The following is an 18,190-nucleotide window of genomic DNA, read 5'->3' on the forward strand; positions in this document are numbered from 1 at the left end:
GATCAGCCTTCCACGCCAGCGGCCGCGCGGCGCAACGCGTCCGGATCGAGCAGCGTCAGCTCGCGCCGCTGCAAGGCCACCATGCCCTGGCGGCGGAACTGGTCCAGCAGCCGGCTGACGCACTCCGCGCTGACGCCGATGTAGCTGGCGATATCGCAGCGCGACATCGGCAGGCGGAAGCGCACCGGCGAGTAGCCGTTGCTGCGGTGCGCATTCGATAAACTCAACATCAGGTCGGCCATCCGCTGGCGCGAATGGGTGTGGTGCAGCAGCAGCGTGGCGCGCTGGGCGCGGCGGATTTCGCCGGCCAGCAGCGTATGCAGGCCGGCCCGTTGCATGGGCTGGCGGCGGCCCCGGAAAGCCTGGCGGTCCCAGTCGATGACGCACACCTCGCTGTCCTCCAGCGCCACCGCCGAGGCGCTGTGGCCGGCGGCGCCCAGCGTGTTCAGGCCGAGGAACTCCGGCGCCATGGCGAAGCCAATCACCTGTTGCTCGCCGCCGGGCCGCGTCATCAGCAGCTTGAAGCTGCCCGAGCGGATGCTGTACAGGCGGTTGCCCGGCGATTCGCCCATGCGGTACAGGCTGTCGTGCCGGCGCACGCGCAGGCGATGGCCGGCGATCTGGTCGGCGTCGGCCGTGCCCTCGCACAGCGGCAGGTGGATGCAGCGGTCGCAATTGCTGCGGTAACTATCCAAACGCATGAAACCGCTCCGATCAGTGCGCCATCAGCACGGGCAGCGTCATCGATTGCAGCACGCGGCGGGTGACGCCGCCCAGCACGATCTCGCGCCAGCGCTGGTGGCCGTAAGCGCCCATCACCAGCAGGTCGGCGCCGCAGTCGGCGGCCAGCGACAGCAGGGCGTTGCCAATGTCCAGCCCGGCCGGCGTGCGTTGCTGCGATACTTCCACGCGCACGCCGTGGCGCGCCAGGTAGAGGGCGATGTCGGCGCCCGGCTGTTCGCCGTGCGTGCCCTGGTGGTCGGGGTTGAACACCGCCAGCGTCACGCGCTGGCTGCGGCGCAGCAGCGGCAGCGCGTCGGTGACGGCGCGGGTGGCGGCGCGGCTGCCGTCCCAGGCCACCAGCGCGTGCTGATCGATGCGCGCGTGGCGGCCGGCGTATGGCACCAGCAGCACCGGACGGCCGCTGTGCAGGGCCAGATGCTCGGGCAGGCTGCGCAGCCAGTCCGGCCCGTTCAGCGCCGGATCGCTCTGGCTGACCACCAGCAGGTCGGCGTAGCGTGCCTGCAGCACCAGGCCGGTTTCGGCGTCGTCATCGCTGAGGCGGCGTTCGTAGCTGGCGCCGGTGCCGCCGGCGGCGGCGACGAAGGCGGCCAGCGCCTGCCCGGCGTGGTCCTTGACGCGTTGGACGTCTTCGGCCGCCAGCATGACCCCGCCGTAGGCGAAGGCGGCGTTACGGTAGACCTCCACCGCCAGGCCGGTGAAGGCGGCGCCGACCAGGTGGGCGTCGTGGAGGAAGGCGAGCTGGCTGGCCAGCGCGTAGCGGTGCGCGGCGTGGGGCGACAGGTCGGCGTGGACCAGGATGTTTTTGTACGACATGATGAGCTCCTTGTGATGACCGTCATCAGGCTATCAAAGCTCATCGACAATTTTTATGATCTGGATCAAATTTGCCCGGATAAATGATTGCGCTGGCCGGTTGACGCGGCGCTACAGCCGCGATAGCAGAACGCCGTTCAGGCTGACGATGACGGCCATCATGGTCCAGGCCAGCCAGGCCACCGGGCGCGGCGTGGCGAAGCGGCCCATGATGGCCGGCGTGCTGGTGTAGCGGATCAGCGGCCACATGGCAAACGGCAGTTGCAGGCTGAGGATGACCTGGCTCAGGATCAGCAGGCTGGTGACGCCGTGGTCGCCGTAGACAATGGTGACAAACAGCGCCGGCACGATCGCCACCGAGCGGGTGATCAGGCGCCGCGCCCACGGCGGCAGTTTAATCTGGACAAAGCCCTCCATGACGATCTGCCCGGCCAGCGTGGCTGTCACCGATGAGCTCAGACCGGCCGCCAGCAGCGCCACGCCAAACAGGATGCTGGCCAGCGCGGTGCCGGTCAGCGGGCCGAGCAGCTTGTAGGCTTGTTCCAGGTCGGCGATGTCGGCGTGGCCGCTGGTGTGGAACACGGCCGCCGAGGTAATCAGGATGGCGGCGTTGACCAGGAAGGCCAGGCCGAGCGCCACCACCACGTCGGCCGCGGCGAAGGCCAGGGCCTTGCGCTTGCCGTTGTCGCTGGTGCTGAAGCGGCGCGTCTGTACCGTGGACGAGTGCAGGTACAGGTTGTGCGGCATGACGGTGGCGCCGATGATGCCGATGGCAAGGTACAGCATGCCCGGATCGGTCACCGTCTCGGTCGACGGAATGAAGCCCGCGGCCACCGCCCGCCACGCCGGTTCGGCCAGCGCCAGGTTGATGGCGAAGCATACGAAGATCACGCCCAGCAGCGCCATGATGAAGGCTTCCAGATAGCGGAAGCCGCGCTGCTGCAGCCACAGGATGGCGAAGACGTCGAGCGCGGTCAGCACCACGCCGTAGGTCAGCGGGATGCCGAACAGCAGCTTGAGGGCGATGGCGGTGCCGATGACTTCCGCCAGGTCGCAGGCGCAGATGGCGATTTCGCACAGCAGCCATTGCGCCACCGCCGAGCGGCGCGACGCGTGCCGGCGGCACAGCTGCGCCAGATCGGCCTGCGCCACGATGCCCAGCCGCGCCGACAGGATCTGCAGCAGCATTGCCATGCAACTGGACAGGCCGATGATCCACAGCAGCGCATAGCCGTAGGCGGCGCCGCCGCCGAGGTCGGTGGCCCAGTTGCCGGGGTCCATGTAGCCGACCGCCACCAGGTAGCCGGGGCCGATAAAGCTGAGGAAGCGCCGCCACCATGGACCGTCGCGGCGCACGGCCACGCTGCGCTCGCCGTTGGCGCCGGTGGTGGCGGGGTCGCGCGGTGTGGACATCACAGGTGGCGCCATGGGGACTCCTTTGCGGCCGCCGTCGGCCTGCAGTTGTGTGGCTGGTGCTGCTGGTGGCGGCATGGTTGCCGGGGCTGCGTGGCGGCGGTGGCTGGCTACGTCCTGATCTGTAGTGGTACGGTATGTTGGGCCGGGCGCGTCACATGCCGGCCGCCGAAGCGGCGCGGGCAGTTTCGACATAGCGTAGCAGCGTATCGCCAAAACCGCCGCGCGCCTTGGCGTCGCGCCGGGCGCTGGTGGTCACGCGTGGCGCCGCGCTCCAGGCAAAACGGGCGCCGGTGCGCTCCAGCGCGGTCACCAGCGCCACGTCCTCGCTGCAAGCCAGCGGGGCAAAGCCGCCGGCGCGCAGGTAGGCGTCGGCCGCCACGCCGAGGTTGGCGCCGTGGATGTGACGGTGGCCGTCGGCGTCGGTGTAACTGTTATGGAAGTGGTTGCGCAGCAGGTCGGCGTTGTCCCGGTGCGGCGACCAGTCGTGTACCGCTACAGTGCCGCACACCACGTCCACATTGAGCCGCAACTGTTCGGCGAGCCAGTTGGGCGCCACTTCGGTGTCGGCGTCGGTGAAGGCCAGCCAGCGGGCGCCGTGGTGCAGCATGTGGCGCGCCCCGGCAGCGCGGGTGATGCCGACGTTGCGGGCGTCCACGGACACGTGGTCGATGAGGCAGCGCGGCCCCGACTCGGTGGCGTGGCGCTCGACAATGGCGCGCGAATTGTCGGTACAGCTGTCCAGCGCGACCGTGATGCGCACCGCTTCGCCATGCAGCGCCGGGTCGGCGGCGGCGGCGCGGGCGGCGCGCAGGCAGGCGTCGAGGTAGCGTTCTTCGTTGTGGGCAGGGATGACGATGCCGATCATTTTGCGATTCCTTCCCGTTGGGCCACCGAGCGCGGATCGCGCGACCACACGTCCAGCAGGAAGTCCTCTTCTTCGTGGCGGCTGAGGTGGTGCAGTTGTGGGCTGGCTGTGAAGGCGGCGTGGATGGTATCCGCGCTTTGCATGCGGTCATGGAAGGGGCGGCGCCAGTGGCACAGCACCAGCGCGCCGCTGAGGGCCAGCGTGTCGATGCAGCGCTGGCGCATCTGTTCCAGATCGTCGGCGTTGAGATAGTAGGCCATCTCGCTGATGACGATCAGGTCGAAGGCGGCGCCGACGGGCCAGTCCTGCGGCACGCGCTGGCAGCTGACGTGTACGCGGCCTGGCCCCAGGCCGGCGACGCGGTCGCGGGTCAGTTGCACGGCGGCCGGCGACACGTCGCTGGCGGTAACGGTGTCGGCGCGGCGCGCCAGCGAGGTGGTCAGCTCGCCGTTGCCGCAGGCCGGTTCGAAGGCGTGGCGGAAGTGCGGCGCGGGCAGGCTGGCCAGCAGCAGGGCGCGTTTGCGCTGTTCGTACCAGCGCTGGCGTACCTGCCATGGGTCGTCGTTTTTCTCGTAGAGCTGCTGGAAGTGGGCGTTCATGTGAAGTAGATTTCGTAGGGGTGGAGCAGGCGCGCCAGCACGTGGGGCGGCAGGATGGCGGTGTGGCCGGTGGTCGGGTCGTCGTGGAGCTGGGTCTGGAAGCACTGGACGGCTTGCTGCTTGCGGCGCAGGGTGTCGTCGTCCAGCGGCAGGCGGCAAGCGCGCTGCCATGGCAGGCGCGGGTCGCCCGGCGCGGCCCAGTGCCAGCTCCAGACCGGCATTTCGACCAGCCTGGCGCGACACGTGCGGGCGGCCAGCGCCGCGGCCAGGCCGCAGGCTTCGTGGTCCGGGTGGCCGTCTTGGCGCCAGGTGACAAAGACGGTGTCGTCAGGCCGCAGCAGTTGCAGCAACAGGGTGTGCAATTGATCGAGGTGGGTGCTGACCTGGCCGTCCGGCAGGCGGGCGCGCATGATCTGCGGCGCAGTGCTGTGGTTGAGCCCCAGCGTCTGCATGGCGGCGATGGTCTCCTGCGGCCGCAGGCGCGCCAGGGCGGCGGGCGTCAGCAGATCTGAACCGGGATGGCTGGCGGTGCCGTCGGTGACGGCCAGCAGGACCGTGCGCGTGCCTTGGGCGTGCAGCAGTTGCAGCAGGCCGCCGCAGGCCAGCACTTCGTCGTCCGGGTGCGGCGCCACGATGATGGCGCGGCCGCGTGGTGCCAGTTCAGCGGCCGTGACTGGCGGCAGCGCGGCCAGGCCGGGCCAGGCTTGCCAGTCGGCGTCCGGCGTGCCCCGTCCGGCGATCTGACGTTGGCTGGCATCGCTCACGGCGGCACCGACATTGCGCACCAGGGGCCGGTCGGCTTGGGCGGCGACGCCGTATGCCAGGCCATGTCCGGCGGCGTGGCGCGCTTGCGGGTGCGCTTGCGGTGCGCTCACAATGCCCATGGTGCGTCCTCCAGTTGTGTGAGCAGTCCGCCGAGCGTGGCGAGGTCGCGCTCCGCGTGGCTCTGGCGCAGGAATACCGGCAAATCGGCCGCCAGCTTGGCAAAACGGGCGTTGCGGCACAGCGGCGCGGCGCCCAGCGCGCGGGTGGCGTGGCGCAGCACGTCGCTGGCCGCCGCTTCCACCGCCAGCCGTGCGCGCATCGCCGTGCGGCCCGCGTACGCGCCCGGTGCGCGGTCGATGGCGGACGCGCTGGCGCGCAGCAGCGTGGCCGCCGAGGCGAGCGCCACGTCCACTTCGCCGAGATGGGCCAACCGGTGCGGGTCCGGCTTGGTTTGCGCGCGGGCCGCGCCGAACAGATACTCGGCCAGCGCCTGCGCCGCGCCGTACCAGCAGGCGGCAATCCCGGCGCCGCCATACCAGAATCCGGCGCGGCTCAGATACTCGCCCGGCTGCCCGACCGGAATGGCCGGCGCCTCGTCAAACAGTACGTCGACGCTGGCGGTGGCCGCCATGCCGACCGCGTGCCAGCCCTCATCGGTGATGGTGACGCCGCGATCGCGCAAGGCCACCGCCACCAGCGCCCGCTCGCCGTAGGCGTCGTGGCAGCTGACCAGGGCATGGCTCAACGCCGTCGCGCCGGAGCACCACTGCTTGCGTCCCGAAATGACATACTGCCCCACGCTGTCGCGCCGCAGCACCACCGCCGCCTCCGGCGATTCGGCGCACCACACGCCCCACGCCGCGCCCGGACGCGACGGCCCGTTCAGCTCTGCCAGAATGGCCAGCGCGTCGGTGTGGCCCTCGTACAGCTTGGCCAGGCTCAGATCATGATGCGCGGCCAGCGCCAGGCATTGCCAGCGCTGCAGCGTGGCGCCGCCGCCCGGCTGCGGCAGCTGGTCCTGTCCGGCGGCGATCAATTGCGCCAGCTGCTCGCCGGGCGGCAGGCGCGTATCCAGCTGTGCCAACGCGTGGCCCAGCGTGTGCGCGGACGCATAGGGGAGACGGTCGATTTTCATGCCAATGTCCTGATTGTTTAGACAATCATCTGTCGCGCCCGTTGTCGTTGTCTGTTAGTCCGCTCACTCATCCATACCGCATCCGGTGGCCGTGTGCTGCCGCACATACCGACGGCAGCCGATCAGCCATGCTGGCACTTCACGATCAACGGGGAACATGCATCGATGGGTGACTGGATCGATCTGCTGCAATGGCCGGCCATGGCGGTGACCGTGGCGGCGGGGCTGATGGTCGGCTCGCGCCAGCCATGGCGGCGCAAGGCCGGCTTCATCACTTTTTTGGTCAGCAACGGGTTGTGGATCGCGTGGGGCTGGCATGACGAAGCCTGGGCCCTGATCGCACTGCAGCTCTGCCTGATGGTGACCAACGTGCGCGGCGTCCTGAAAAACGAGGAAGGAAACCAATGACCACATATCCTGTTCGCCTGGAGATCAACGGCGAGTCCCGGCAGTTCGAGGTGGAAGCGTGGGTATCGTTGCTGGATCTGCTGCGCGAACGCGCGGGTCTGACGGGTACCAAGAAAGGCTGCGACCATGGCCAGTGCGGCGCCTGCACGGTGCTGGTGGGCGGCAAGCGCATCAACGCCTGCCTGACGCTGGCCGTCATGCAGGATGGGCAGCAGGTCACCACGGTCGAAGGTTTGGCCGATGGCGCGCGGCTGCACCCGCTGCAGCAGGCCTTCATCGAACATGACGCCTTCCAGTGCGGTTACTGCACGCCGGGCCAGTTGTGCTCCGCCGTCGGGCTGATGAACGAAGGGCAGGCGCGCACGGTGGCCGAGGTGCGTGAGCTGATGAGCGGGAACATCTGCCGCTGCGGCGCCTATCCCGGCATTGTGGCGGCGGTGACCGAGGTCATGGGCCTGCCCGAGCGCGAGGACGATCCGGATCGTCCGTACCTGCCTGGCACGGTGCCGGCATGAATCCGATTACCTATTTCCGCGCTGCCGATGCCGACCAGGCACTGGCGCATGCCGCTGGCGGTGCGCGCTTCATCGCCGGCGGCACCAATCTGATCGACCTGATGAAGGAATTCGTGATGCGGCCGGCGGCGCTGGTCGACATCAATGGCTTGCCGGCGGACGCGATCGCGCCCACGGCGGCGGGCGGCCTGCTGCTCGGCGCCACCGCGCGCAACGCGGACACCGCCTACCATCCGCTGGTGCGCGCGCAGTATCCGCTGCTGACCGCCGCGATTCTGGCCGGCGCGTCGCCGCAGATCCGCAACATGGCCAGCAACGGCGGCAACCTGCTGCAGCGCACGCGATGTCATTATTTTTACGACGTGGCCACGCCCTGCAACAAGCGGCTGCCGGGCAGTGGTTGCGCGGCGATCGGCGGCCTGACGCGGCAACATGCCGTACTTGGCGCCAGCCCGCAATGCATCGCGGTGCATCCTTCCGATATGTGCGTGGCGCTGGCGGCGCTGGACGCCGTCGTGCATGTGCGTTCGGTGGCGGGCGAAAGGCAGATACCGTTCGCGGATTTCCATCGCCTGCCGGATGACCGCCCGGAACTGGACACCACGCTGGCGCCCGGCGAGCTGATTACCCAGATCGAATTGCCGCCGGCGGCGCAGTTCGCAGCGCATTTCGCCTACCTGAAAATCCGCGACCGCGCGTCGTACGCGTTTGCGCTGGTGTCGGTGGCGGCGGCGCTGGATATCGGCGACGATGGCATGGTGCGCGAGGCGCGCCTGGCGCTGGGCGGCGTGGCCCACAAGCCGTGGCGCGTAGCGGCGGCGGAAGCCCTGCTGGTCGGGCAGCCCGCCGACGCCGCGCATTTTGCCGAGGCTGCGGAGCTGCTGCTGTCCGGCGCACGCGGCCAAGGCGAGAACGACTTCAAGATTCCGCTGGCCCGGCGCGCCGTGGCACGCGCCCTGGAACAGGCTGCGGCGGCAACCCATGACAACACAAGGAGCGAACGTGACAGAGCTGATTGAAGCACTCCGCACACCCGCCGCGGATGAGGGAACGGGCGCCGTCACCATCGGCATGCCGGTCTCGCGCGTGGATGGCCGTGACAAGGTCACCGGGCAGGCGCGTTATGCGGCCGAGCATCCCGCCGACCGGCTGCTGTACGGCGTGGTGGTCAGCGGCACCATTCCGCGCGGCCGCATCACGGCCATCCGCGCCGACGCGGCGCTGGCGGTGGCCGGCGTGGTGGAGGTGATCACGCACCTGAACCGGCCGCGCATCCGCTCCTTCGACATCTTCTACAAGGACATGACGGCGCCCGGCGGCTCGCCATTCCGGCCGCTGTACGACGACAAGGTCGCCTACAGCGGCCAACCGGTGGCGCTGGTGGTGGCCGAGACCTTCGAAGCGGCGCGCTACGCGGCGCGGCTGGTGGAGGTGGCTTACGAGGCGGAACCGCATGCGACGTCGCTGACGGAAAACCGCGAACGCTCGTACACGCCCAGCCGCATGAAGGCCGGCTACACGCCGCCGCCCGACCCCAAGGGCCATGCGGACGAGGTATGGGAGAAGGCGGCCATCCGCATCGAAGGCGAGTATTACAGCGGCGTTGAACACCACAATCCGCTCGAAATGTTCGCCAGCACGGTGATCCGCGATGCCGACGGCCACCTGACCATCTACGACAAGACGCAAAGTTCGCAAAACAGCCGTTGGTACGTGTCGCACGTTTTCGGGCTGGGCAAGGACAAGGTCACGGTGCGCAATCCTTACGTGGGCGGCGCATTCGGTTCGGGACTGCGGCCGCAATACCAGTTGCCGCTGGCGGTGATGGCCGCGCTGAAGCTGGAGCGCTCGGTGCGGGTGGTGCTGACGCGCCAGCAGATGTTCACGTTTGGCCACCGGCCGGAAACCGTGCAACGGGTGCGGCTGTCCGCCGAGGCGGATGGCACGCTGACTTCGATTATCCATGAGGCGGTGGCCGAAACCTCGCGCATGGAAGACTATGTGGAAGTGGTGGTCAACTGGTCCGGCGAGCTGTATGCGTGCGAGCATGTGCGGCTGGGCTACCATCTGGTGGATCTGGACCATGCCAGCCCGATAGACATGCGCGCGCCAGGCGCCGCCCACGGCGTGTATGCGCTGGAAGTGGCGATGGACGAACTGTCGTATGCGCTGAACATGGATCCCTTGGCGCTGCGCCTGAAAAATTACGCGGAGATGGATCCGGCGCGTGGCCTGCCGTATTCCACCAAGGAGCTGCGCGCCTGCTACGAGCAAGGCGCGGCGCGCTTCGGCTGGGACAAGCGCCCACTGGCCCCGGGCACCATGCGCGAAGGGCGGGAGCTGATCGGCTGGGGCATGGCCACCGGCGTATGGGACGCCATGCAGATGTTTGCACGCGCCAGCGCCGTGTTGCATGCGGATGGCTCACTGGTGGTGAGCAGCGCCGCCACCGATATCGGCACCGGCACGTACACGGCGATGTGCATCATCGCCGCCGATGCTTTGGGCCTGCCGCTGGAGAAGGTGCGCTTCCAGCTGGGCGACTCCACGCTGCCGGTGGCGCCCATCGAAGGCGGCTCGTCGCACGTGGCCACGGTCGGTTCGGCGGTGCAAGGCGTGTGCGAGAAGCTGCAGAAAAAACTCCTGAAGCTGGCGAAGCAGATGCCGTCATCGCCCCTGGGGAAGGCGCGGCTTGCCGACGTCCAGTTCTCGGGTGGCGCGGTGCGGCTGGCTTCCCAGCCGGCTGTGGCGGTGGCGATCACGGACATCGTGGCCGGCAGCGGCGAGCAGCGCCTGGAAGAAAAGTACCTGATGCTGCCGAATATGCTCAAGCAGATGAAATACCAGCGCTCGACCCATTCGGCGGTGTTTTGCGAGGTGCGCGTGGATCCCGAATTCGGCACGGTGCGGGTGACGCGCGTGGTCAGCGCCATCGCGGCGGGGCGCATCATCAACGCCAAGACCGCACGCAGCCAGATCATCGGCGGCGTGGTGTGGGGCATCGGCCAGGCGCTGCACGAGGAGACGTTCTGCGATCACCGCCTGGGCCGATTCATGAACCACAACCTGGGGGAATACCATGTCTCCGTCAATGCGGACATTCATGACATCGACGTGATCTTCGTGCACGAGGATGACCGCATCGTCAGCCGCATCGGCGCCAAGGGCGTCGGCGAGATTGGCCTGGTTGGCGTGGCGGCGGCCATCAGCAACGCCATTTATCACGCCACCGGGCGCCGCGAACGCGCCACGCCATTCACGCCGGATAAATTGATGCGATAGCAAGCGGGCAGCAATCGGTTTATGCTAGGGCTTTCCATGAGGGAGAGCGGTAATGACTGTGCATAAAATCGCGGTACTCGCGGGCGACGGTATCGGCAAGGAGGTGATGCCGGAAGGGATACGCGCGGTGGAAGCGGCGGCCAGGCGCTTCGGCATCGCCATCGAGTGGACCAGCTTCGAGTGGCCGAGCTGCGACTATTATCTGAAGCACGGCAAGATGATGCCGGACGACTGGATGGCGCAACTGCAGGGCTTCGACGCGCTGTTCTTCGGCGCCGTCGGCTGGCCGGAGACGGTGCCGGACCACGTGTCGCTGTGGGGATCGCTGCTGCAGTTCCGCCGCCAGTTCGACCAGTACATCAACCTGCGGCCGGTGCGGCTGCTGCCAGGCGTGCCTTGTCCATTGGCGAACAAGCAGCCTGGCGATATCGACATGGTCATCGTACGTGAGAATACCGAGGGCGAATATTCCAGCGTCGGCGGCCGCATGTTCGCCGGCACGGAGCGCGAGTTTGTGCTGCAGGAGGCGATCTTTACGCGCACCGGCGTGGACCGGGTGCTGAAGTTTGCGTTTGAGCTGGCGCGCAAGCGGCCAAAGAAGCACCTGACGTCGGCCACCAAGTCCAACGGCATTTCGATCAGCATGCCGTACTGGGACGAGCGCGTGGATGCGATGGGCGCCAGCTATCCGGAGGTCCGTCACGATAAATATCACATCGACATTCTGGCGGCGCGCTTCGTGCTGTCGCCGGAGCGCTTTGACGTGGTGGTGGCGTCCAACCTGTTTGGCGACATCCTGTCGGACCTCGGGCCAGCCTGCGCCGGCACCATCGGCATCGCGCCATCGGCCAACCTGAACCCGGAGCGGCGTTTTCCTTCGCTGTTTGAGCCGGTGCACGGCTCGGCGCCGGACATCTACGGCAAGAACATCGCCAACCCGATCGCCATGATCTGGTGTGGCGCGATGATGCTGGACTTCCTCGGCCACAGCGCGGCGCACGATGCGATGGTGGCCGCCATCGAGCGCTGCCTGGTCGATGGTCCGCGCACGCCGGACATGGGCGGCACGGCCAGCACCACGGAAGTGGGCATGGCCATCGCTGCTGCGATCATTTAGCGTCGTCGATCAGCGGCTTCACACTGAAGCCGTGCACGACGATGGATAGCATGATCACGCCGAGCGAGATGCCGGTCAGCTGCGTGGCCAGCTTGGGCGGCAGGCCGGCCTCCATCGCAAACACCAGGTAGAAGATGGAGCCGATGCCGCGCACGCCGAACCAGCCGATGAGGGCGCGCATGCGTTTGCCGGTGCCGCTGCCCATCAGGCCCACGTAGACCGCCAGCGGCCGCGCCACCACGAACAGGAAGGCGGCCACGCCGATGGTTTCGTAAGGCAGTTCGCGCAGCGAGATCATGCCGCCCAGGAGCAGCACCAGCGTCAGCTCGGACAGGCGCTCCAGGTGCTCCTTGAACACCAGCGCCTCGGCGCTGACCACCATCGGCACGTCCTTGTTGTCGCTGGCCTGCGCCACCTCCGACTTGGCCAGTTCCGGCTCGCGCAGGCCCTGGCGGTCCTTGGGCGCGCCGGCCAGCTTCAATTCCGTCTGGCGCAGCGCCACGGCGGCGAAGAACACCGCCAGGAAGCCGGACGCCTTGATCAGGCTTGCGACGCTGAAGACGATGGCGATCAGGCCCAGCGCCACCAGGTCGTCCATGATTTCATGGCGTGGTTCGATCACGCGCATGCGCCAGCCCAGGCGCGCCAGGCCGGCGCCGGCCGCCGCGCCGACCAGCACCGCGCCCACCGTGGCCCAGAGCACGTCCACCAGCAGCCAGCGCAGATGGTGCTGGGCGACGTTGGCGATGCCGCCGGCATCGTCGATGTGCAGCATGCCGAGGCCCAGCAGCACGAAGGGGAAGGCGCTGCCGTCGTTCATGCCGGCTTCGCAGGTCAGGTTGAAACGCAGCTCGTCCTTGTCGCCGGCGTGGCGCACCTGCACGTCGGTGGCCAGCACCGGATCGGTCGGCGCCAGTATGCCGCCCAGCAGCACGGCGGCGCCGGCGGGCAGATGCAGCACGTAGTACGCGAACAGCGCCACCAGCGCCACCGTCAGCGTCATGGACACCCAGGCCAGGCGCAGCGGCGCGTTCCAGCGCGCCAGCGTGAACGGCACCGGCATCTTGACGCCGGCGGAAAACAGGGAAACCAGCAGCGCGATCTGGGCCAGCATTTCCAGCAGGCCGGATTCCTCGGTCGGGGAAAAACGGAACAGATTGAGGCAGCTCGGGCCGAGCAGGATGCCCACCGCCAGGTAGACGATGGCGGAAGTGAACGGCGAGCGCGAAATTGTCGTCGCGGCCAGGCCGCGTGCCAGCATCAGCAGGCCGATGAGCAGGAACCAGTGGTTGGTGTTCATGGCGTCTCGCAAGCCCTTGTGGCGGTAGTGGCGGCGCTAGCGGCGCTGGTTGGGATAACGCTCCAGCGTGGCGATTTCGCGGCCGGAGACCATGAATTCGCCATCGCCCCGGTAGTGCAGGGTTTTCGGCAGCCTGGGCGTGGCGGCGACGTGGGCGCGCACCACCTCCCATACGAACAAGGGATGGTTGGGATTGGGATGGGCGTCGGCCAGCCGGCATTCGAAGCTGGCGTAACACTCGGCGATGAGCGGGGCCGCCACTTGCTCGGCCGGCATGGCGGTCAGGCCGAACAGGGAGAACTTATCGGTGTCCGCGCCGCTGCAGTTACCGATGCCGATGACTTGTTCCAGCAGGTCGGCGGTGGGCAGGTTGATCACGCATTGGCCGCTGTTCACGACCATGTCGTAGCTATGGTTGCTCGGGTCGATATAGCAGCCGAACAGCGCGGGCGTAAAGCCGATCATCATGTGCCAGCCCATGGTCATGATGTTGGTTTTGCCCTCCCAGGCGGAACTGACCAGCACTACCGGCCCCGGCTCCAGCAGGCGGCGGATGTTGGCGACGTCGTAGTGCTGCTTGCGGTATTTTTTCATCATGGCTTGCAGAATAGGAGAGTTTGTTCGGCAAGTCTGTGGGGTAGGGCACGATGCGGCGTTATACTCGATGGCATGAAAACACTTCTGTTCTCCCTGGCGGCCACGCTGCCCCTGGCGGTATCGGCCGCGCCGTGCCTGCCCGTCGATGCCCTGATCGCGCGCGATGCGCAGTATGAGGAGGCGTTACGCGTGGGCGATGTGGCGTTCCTGCAAACGCTGCTGGCCGATGATTATGTGTGGGTGCATACGCTAGGCTCGCAGATCGAAACGCGGGCGTCGTTGTTGGCGCGGCTGGCGAGGCCGGTGGTGTACAAGTCGCGTGTCACCAGCGACGTGCATGCGCACGTGCAAGGCGATACGGTGGTGCTGCGCGGCGTTAGTACCACCGAGCAGTGGAATGCGGACGGCCAGACCTGGCGCAGCAACCGCTATCAGTTCATGCGCACGTACGTGACGGTGGCGGGGGAGTGCAGGCTGCTGTCGGTGCAAACGATGAATCTGAAGTGAGGTTGCCGGCGGCCGGAAGGGAGCCAACCGCCGGCTGTGTGATCAGTTCAGCGCCGAGTTCTTGCGGGCGTAGGTGAAGTAGATCACCAGGCCGATGACCAGCCAGATGCCGAAGGCGACCCAGGTGATCCAGCTCAGGTAAGCCATCAGCGTCACGCAGAATACCACCGCCAGTGCCGGCACCACCGGCACGCCTGGGCAGCGGAAGGCGCGCTTCAGGTCAGGGCGCTTCTTGCGCAGGATGACCACCGCCACCGACACCAGCGTGAACGCGGCCAGCGTGCCGATGTTGACCAGCTCACTCAGCACGTTCAGCGGCACCACGGCGGCCAGCAGGCCGAATACGATGCCCACCAGCCAGGTGGCGAAGAACGGGGTTTGATATTTCGGATGCACCGACGACAGGCGCTTTGGCAGCAGGCCGTCGCGCGACATGGCGAAGATGATGCGGGTCTGGCCGTAAGCCATCACCAGGATCACGGTGGTCATGCCCAGGATCGCACCCAGGTCGACGAAGCCGGCGAACCAGTTCTCGCCGGCGCGCTGCAGGGCCAGCGTGACCGGGTGGTCGATGCCGAGGAATTCCTTGTACGGCACGATGCCAGTCATGATGGCCGACACGATCACGTACAGCACCGTGCAGCCGGCCAGCGAGCCGATGATGCCGATCGGCAGATCGCGTTCCGGACGCTTGACCTCTTCCGCTGCCGACGTCACCGCGTCAAAACCGATGAAGGCGAAGAACACCAGCGCCGAGGCGCTCAGCATGCCGTTGACGCCGAACGGCATGAACGGCTGCCAGTTGGCCGGCGTGACGTGACGCGCGCCGACGATGATAAACAGCAGCACCACGCCGATCTTGATGACCACCATGACGTTGTTCAGACGCGCCGATTCGCGCACGCCAAGGCTCAGCATCGCGGTCAGCACCAGCATGATCACCAGCGCGGGCAGGTTGATCAGCGTGTGCACGCCGGGCAGGGCGCCGGGAGCGGCGGTCAGCGCTACCGGAAGATGGATGCCGAAGCCGGACATCAGCGACTGGAAGTAGCCCGACCAGCCGACCGACACGGCGGACGTGGCCAGGCCGTATTCCAGCAGCAGGTCCCAGCCGATCATCCACGCGGCCAGTTCGCCCAGCGTGGCATAGGAATAGGTGTAGATGGAGCCGGCCACCGGCACGGTCGAGGCAAATTCAGCGTAGCACAAGGCGGCGAAACAGCAGGCGATGGCAGCCACCACGAAAGACAGCGTCAGCGCCGGGCCGGCGGTGACGGCGCCAGTACCGGTCAGCACGAAGATGCCAGTGCCGACGATAGCGCCAATACCCATCAAGATCAGGTCGAACGGACCAAGTACCTTTGCCAATCCGCCCGGCTTGCGCGCGGTGGCAATCATGTCATCCAGATTCTTCGTTCTAAAAATGCTCAAAATAGCTCCCGTGCTTTTTTGTGTTTTGGTGTGTCCCAAGGCCCGCCTTGTGGGCTGCTTTTTGGGCAAGCGGGAATAATACAGCAAGTTTTACGCATTTCCGTAGTTGTTGTTTTATGTGTATAAACCGCATTCATTCAGTTTCAGCCACTGGACAAGAGCACGGAAATGTAGAGTAAAAAACGGTCTTCCAGGCGGGCCAGATCGAGGCCGGTGATCTCGCCGATGCGGCGCAGGCGGTAGTCCAGCGTGTTGCGGTGGATGTGCAGCGCCTCGGCGGTGGCAGCCGGATGGCCGTCGTGGGCAAACCAGACTTCCAGTGTGCGTTGCAGCATATCCTTGTTGCGGCCGAGCTTTTCGATCGGCGCGCGCAGCTGCGCCGCCTGCCAGCCAGTGTTCAGGCCGGAGAGCAGTACAGGCAGCGCGTGATCGTAGTAACTGTGCTGGTGACGGCGCGGATGGCGCTGGCGGCCAATGCGGGCGGCGGTTCTGGCGCTGTGGTACGACGTCGCCACGCCGGCGATGCCTCGCAGCGCAATGCCCATGGTGAGCGTGTGCGGCTGCGGGCAGATGTCGCGCACGATGGCGCCCAGTGCATGCAGTTGCCGGTCGTGGGACTGGATGTCGTCAAAGTCAAGGATCACCAGCTCCTGCGGGCCTGCCGCCGCGGTCAGCGCGGACGGCACGCGCGCCTGCAGGCGCAGTTGCAGTGCCTGCAGGTCGGCGTCCGCCACTTCCAGCAGATAGACCGCGTGCGGGCGCTCGAAGCTGACGCCGAGGCGATGCGCCCACGCGTCCAGGTCCGCTGTGCTGGCGTGGTCGCCATTGATCAGGTTCAGGACGAAGGCTTCGCGGTAGCGCGAGTCGCGCTGCAGTTCGCCGGCCAGCTGCGCCTGTTCGAGGATCATCTCGGCGGTCAGGCGTACCAGTTCGCCGAACTGGCGCACGTCGTCGGGCGCGCCGCTCAGGCCTACCGCACCGCACAATTGGCCGTGCACCGTCAGCGGCAGATTGATGCCGGGCTGGGCGCCGTGCAGGTTCCTTGCGCTGGCCTCGTCGATTTCCACCGTCAGTTTCTTGGCCAGCGCCAGCAGCGCGCCGGCATGCAGTTCGCCGATGCGGGCCGGATTGCCGCTGGCGATGATGCTGCCGTTGGCGTCCATCACATTGACGTTGTACGGAATGATGCGCATGGTACGGGTGACGATGTCCTGCGCCAGCGCGGTGCTCAAGATGTTCATGCTGCTCATTTTAGTGCATTTGCACAGGAATTGAGGGCGGCGGGCCGGCAGATTCGGGCATTGGTCCAATGCTTTTTTGTGATCGATTCCAGATAATCGCGTTATCATTAAAAGACACCGGAGACCCGCATGAGTACTTCCACCACTTCGGCCCAGGCCTGGCCGGCGCCCGCCATCCTCGACGGCGCCTATAAAAAAGCCAGCTGGCACCTGATCCCCTTTATCTTCATCTGCTACCTGTTCAATTACCTGGACCGCGTGAACGTCGGCTTTGCCAAGCTGGAGATGCTCGATGCGCTCAAATTGAGCAATACCGTGTATGGCCTGGGCGCCGGCATCTTCTTCATCGGCTATGTGCTGAGTGGCGTGCCGAGTAATCTCATCCTGCACAAGATCGGCGCGCGACGCTGGATTTCGGTGATGATGATCGCGTGGGGCGCGCTGTCCGCCTGCACCATGTTCGTGTCGTCGCCGCTGTCGTTCTACGTGCTGCGCTTCTTCACCGGCGTGGCGGAAGCCGGCTTCTTTCCCGGCATGGTGCTGTACTTTACGCACTGGTTCCCGACGCGCAAGCGCGGCCAGGTGATGGCGTTGTTCATGTCGGCGATTCCGATTTCGGGCCTGATCGGCGGCCCGCTGTCCGGCTGGATGCTGTCGCACTTCTCGGCCGGCCAGGGCGGCCTGGCCGGCTGGCAGTGGCTGTTCCTGCTGCAAGGCCTGCCGACCGTGCTGTTGGGCGTGGGCGTGTTCCTTTATCTGAACGACGGCATCGCATCGGCGAAGTGGCTGAGCGCCGACGAGAAGTCCGCCATGCAGGCGGCGTTGTCGGCCGATGAGCGCGAGCGCGCCGCCGTCAGCACCGTCGGCCAGTCGTTCGGCGCGGTGCTGAAGAACGGCGCCGTGTGGACGCTGGGCGTCATCTACTTCTGCATCCAGATGGGCGTGTACGCGATTAACTTCTGGCTGCCGTCGATCATCAAGTCGCTGGGCTTCGACAGCGCGCAGACGGTGGGTTGGCTGAGCGCCGTGCCTTATCTGGCGGCCGCCGTGTTCATGGTATGGGCCGGCCGCTCGGCGGACCAGCGCCGCGAACGCCGCTTCCACGTCAACCTGCCGATGGTCATGGGCCTGATTGGCCTGATGCTGGCCGCGAACTTCTCCAGCAATGCGCTGATCGTGATGATCGGCTTGAGCATGGCGACCATGGGCGCGTTGACCGCGCTGGCGCTGTTCTGGTCCCTGCCGGCGGCCTTCCTGGGCAGCGCGGCGGCGGCGGGCGGCCTGGCGTTGATTAATTCGCTGGGCCAGATTGCCGGTTTCGTCAGCCCCTTCCTGGTCGGCTGGATCAAGGACGCGACCAACAGCACCGACGTGGCGCTGTACATCCTGTCCAGTGTGCTGCTGGTGGGCGCCATTCTGGTGCTGCGCATTCCCGCCAAGCTGGTCAACCGCTAA

The 18,190-nt window shown here is 66.9% G+C and carries 18 protein-coding genes; 7 read left to right on the plus strand and 11 right to left on the minus strand.

Annotation, left to right across the window (positions count from 1 at the left end; genetic code table 11):
• Positions 1–2: 2 nt before the first annotated feature.
• From FHW58_RS05740 to FHW58_RS05770, 7 genes are all read right to left on the minus strand, one after another.
• Positions 3–701 (minus strand): Crp/Fnr family transcriptional regulator, encoded by a 699-nt coding sequence (locus tag FHW58_RS05740; protein ID WP_179672070.1) that lies wholly within the window; start codon positions 699–701, stop codon positions 3–5.
• Between the two features lie 13 nt (positions 702–714).
• Positions 715–1,557, minus strand: coding sequence for a universal stress protein (locus FHW58_RS05745; protein WP_179672071.1), 843 nt, complete (start codon positions 1,555–1,557; stop codon positions 715–717).
• A 111-nt stretch (positions 1,558–1,668) separates the two neighbouring features.
• A complete protein-coding gene (locus tag FHW58_RS05750; RefSeq protein WP_179672072.1) occupies positions 1,669–2,985 on the minus strand; it encodes an Nramp family divalent metal transporter in 1,317 nt (438 codons plus the stop codon).
• Between the two features lie 139 nt (positions 2,986–3,124).
• A complete protein-coding gene (locus tag FHW58_RS05755) occupies positions 3,125–3,838 on the minus strand; it encodes a glycosyltransferase family 2 protein (RefSeq protein ID WP_179672073.1) in 714 nt (237 codons plus the stop codon).
• Positions 3,835–4,437 (minus strand): bifunctional 2-polyprenyl-6-hydroxyphenol methylase/3-demethylubiquinol 3-O-methyltransferase UbiG, encoded by a 603-nt coding sequence (locus FHW58_RS05760; RefSeq protein WP_179672074.1) that lies wholly within the window; start codon positions 4,435–4,437, stop codon positions 3,835–3,837. Before FHW58_RS05760 ends, FHW58_RS05755 begins: the two co-directional genes overlap by 4 nt.
• A complete protein-coding gene (locus FHW58_RS05765) occupies positions 4,434–5,321 on the minus strand; it encodes a PIG-L deacetylase family protein (RefSeq protein ID WP_179672075.1) in 888 nt (295 codons plus the stop codon). The genes FHW58_RS05760 and FHW58_RS05765 overlap by 4 nt, the downstream gene beginning before the upstream one ends.
• On the minus strand, positions 5,309–6,337 hold the full coding sequence (locus FHW58_RS05770; protein ID WP_179672076.1) for an acyl-CoA dehydrogenase: 1,029 nt from the start codon (positions 6,335–6,337) through the stop codon (positions 5,309–5,311). The genes FHW58_RS05765 and FHW58_RS05770 overlap by 13 nt, the downstream gene beginning before the upstream one ends.
• Positions 6,338–6,502: 165 nt before the next feature.
• Here FHW58_RS05770 and FHW58_RS05775 point away from each other — a divergent pair, with 165 nt between their 5' ends.
• From FHW58_RS05775 to FHW58_RS05795, 5 genes are read left to right on the plus strand one after another with little or no spacing between them, the layout of a single operon-like run.
• On the plus strand, positions 6,503–6,745 hold the full coding sequence (locus tag FHW58_RS05775; protein WP_179672077.1) for a hypothetical protein: 243 nt from the start codon (positions 6,503–6,505) through the stop codon (positions 6,743–6,745).
• Positions 6,742–7,260 (plus strand): (2Fe-2S)-binding protein, encoded by a 519-nt coding sequence (locus FHW58_RS05780; protein WP_179672078.1) that lies wholly within the window; start codon positions 6,742–6,744, stop codon positions 7,258–7,260. Before FHW58_RS05775 ends, FHW58_RS05780 begins: the two co-directional genes overlap by 4 nt.
• Positions 7,257–8,279 carry a xanthine dehydrogenase family protein subunit M gene (locus tag FHW58_RS05785; protein WP_179672079.1) on the plus strand — a complete coding sequence of 341 codons (1,023 nt, stop codon included), beginning with the start codon at positions 7,257–7,259 and terminating at the stop codon, positions 8,277–8,279. The genes FHW58_RS05780 and FHW58_RS05785 overlap by 4 nt, the downstream gene beginning before the upstream one ends.
• Positions 8,242–10,542, plus strand: coding sequence for a xanthine dehydrogenase family protein molybdopterin-binding subunit (locus FHW58_RS05790; RefSeq protein ID WP_179672080.1), 2,301 nt, complete (start codon positions 8,242–8,244; stop codon positions 10,540–10,542). The genes FHW58_RS05785 and FHW58_RS05790 overlap by 38 nt, the downstream gene beginning before the upstream one ends.
• Positions 10,543–10,594: 52 nt before the next feature.
• The gene (locus FHW58_RS05795; protein WP_179672081.1) at positions 10,595–11,659 is read left to right on the plus strand and encodes a tartrate dehydrogenase; all 1,065 of its coding nucleotides are present in this window, start codon (positions 10,595–10,597) and stop codon (positions 11,657–11,659) included.
• On the opposite strand, the gene FHW58_RS05800 is transcribed toward FHW58_RS05795, so the two are convergent.
• Together FHW58_RS05800 and FHW58_RS05805 are read right to left on the minus strand one after the other, a co-directional pair.
• Entirely contained in the window at positions 11,652–12,959 is a 1,308-nt protein-coding gene (locus FHW58_RS05800; RefSeq protein ID WP_179672082.1) for a sodium:proton antiporter, read from the minus strand. The genes FHW58_RS05795 and FHW58_RS05800 overlap by 8 nt on opposite strands.
• 36 nt (positions 12,960–12,995) lie before the next feature.
• Positions 12,996–13,553, minus strand: a complete 558-nt coding sequence (locus tag FHW58_RS05805) for a flavin reductase family protein (RefSeq protein ID WP_179672083.1) — start codon at positions 13,551–13,553, stop codon at positions 12,996–12,998.
• Positions 13,554–13,628: 75 nt separating this feature from the next.
• On the opposite strand from FHW58_RS05805, the gene FHW58_RS05810 reads away from it, so the two are divergent.
• The gene (locus tag FHW58_RS05810; RefSeq protein WP_179672084.1) at positions 13,629–14,063 is read left to right on the plus strand and encodes a nuclear transport factor 2 family protein; all 435 of its coding nucleotides are present in this window, start codon (positions 13,629–13,631) and stop codon (positions 14,061–14,063) included.
• Between the two features lie 42 nt (positions 14,064–14,105).
• Here FHW58_RS05810 and FHW58_RS05815 read toward each other — a convergent pair whose 3' ends face one another.
• Both FHW58_RS05815 and FHW58_RS05820 read right to left on the minus strand, forming a co-directional pair.
• Entirely contained in the window at positions 14,106–15,494 is a 1,389-nt protein-coding gene (locus FHW58_RS05815; RefSeq protein WP_304506253.1) for an amino acid permease, read from the minus strand.
• A gap of 143 nt (positions 15,495–15,637) precedes the next feature.
• The gene (locus FHW58_RS05820) at positions 15,638–16,735 is read right to left on the minus strand and encodes a sugar diacid recognition domain-containing protein (RefSeq protein WP_179672085.1); all 1,098 of its coding nucleotides are present in this window, start codon (positions 16,733–16,735) and stop codon (positions 15,638–15,640) included.
• Positions 16,736–16,864: 129 nt separating this feature from the next.
• Here FHW58_RS05820 and FHW58_RS05825 point away from each other — a divergent pair, with 129 nt between their 5' ends.
• Positions 16,865–18,190, plus strand: a complete 1,326-nt coding sequence (locus FHW58_RS05825) for an MFS transporter (protein WP_179672086.1) — start codon at positions 16,865–16,867, stop codon at positions 18,188–18,190.

The organism is Duganella sp. 1224 (genome assembly GCF_013408245.1).
In the GTDB taxonomy this organism is placed as follows: Bacteria; Pseudomonadota; Gammaproteobacteria; order Burkholderiales; family Burkholderiaceae_D; genus Rugamonas.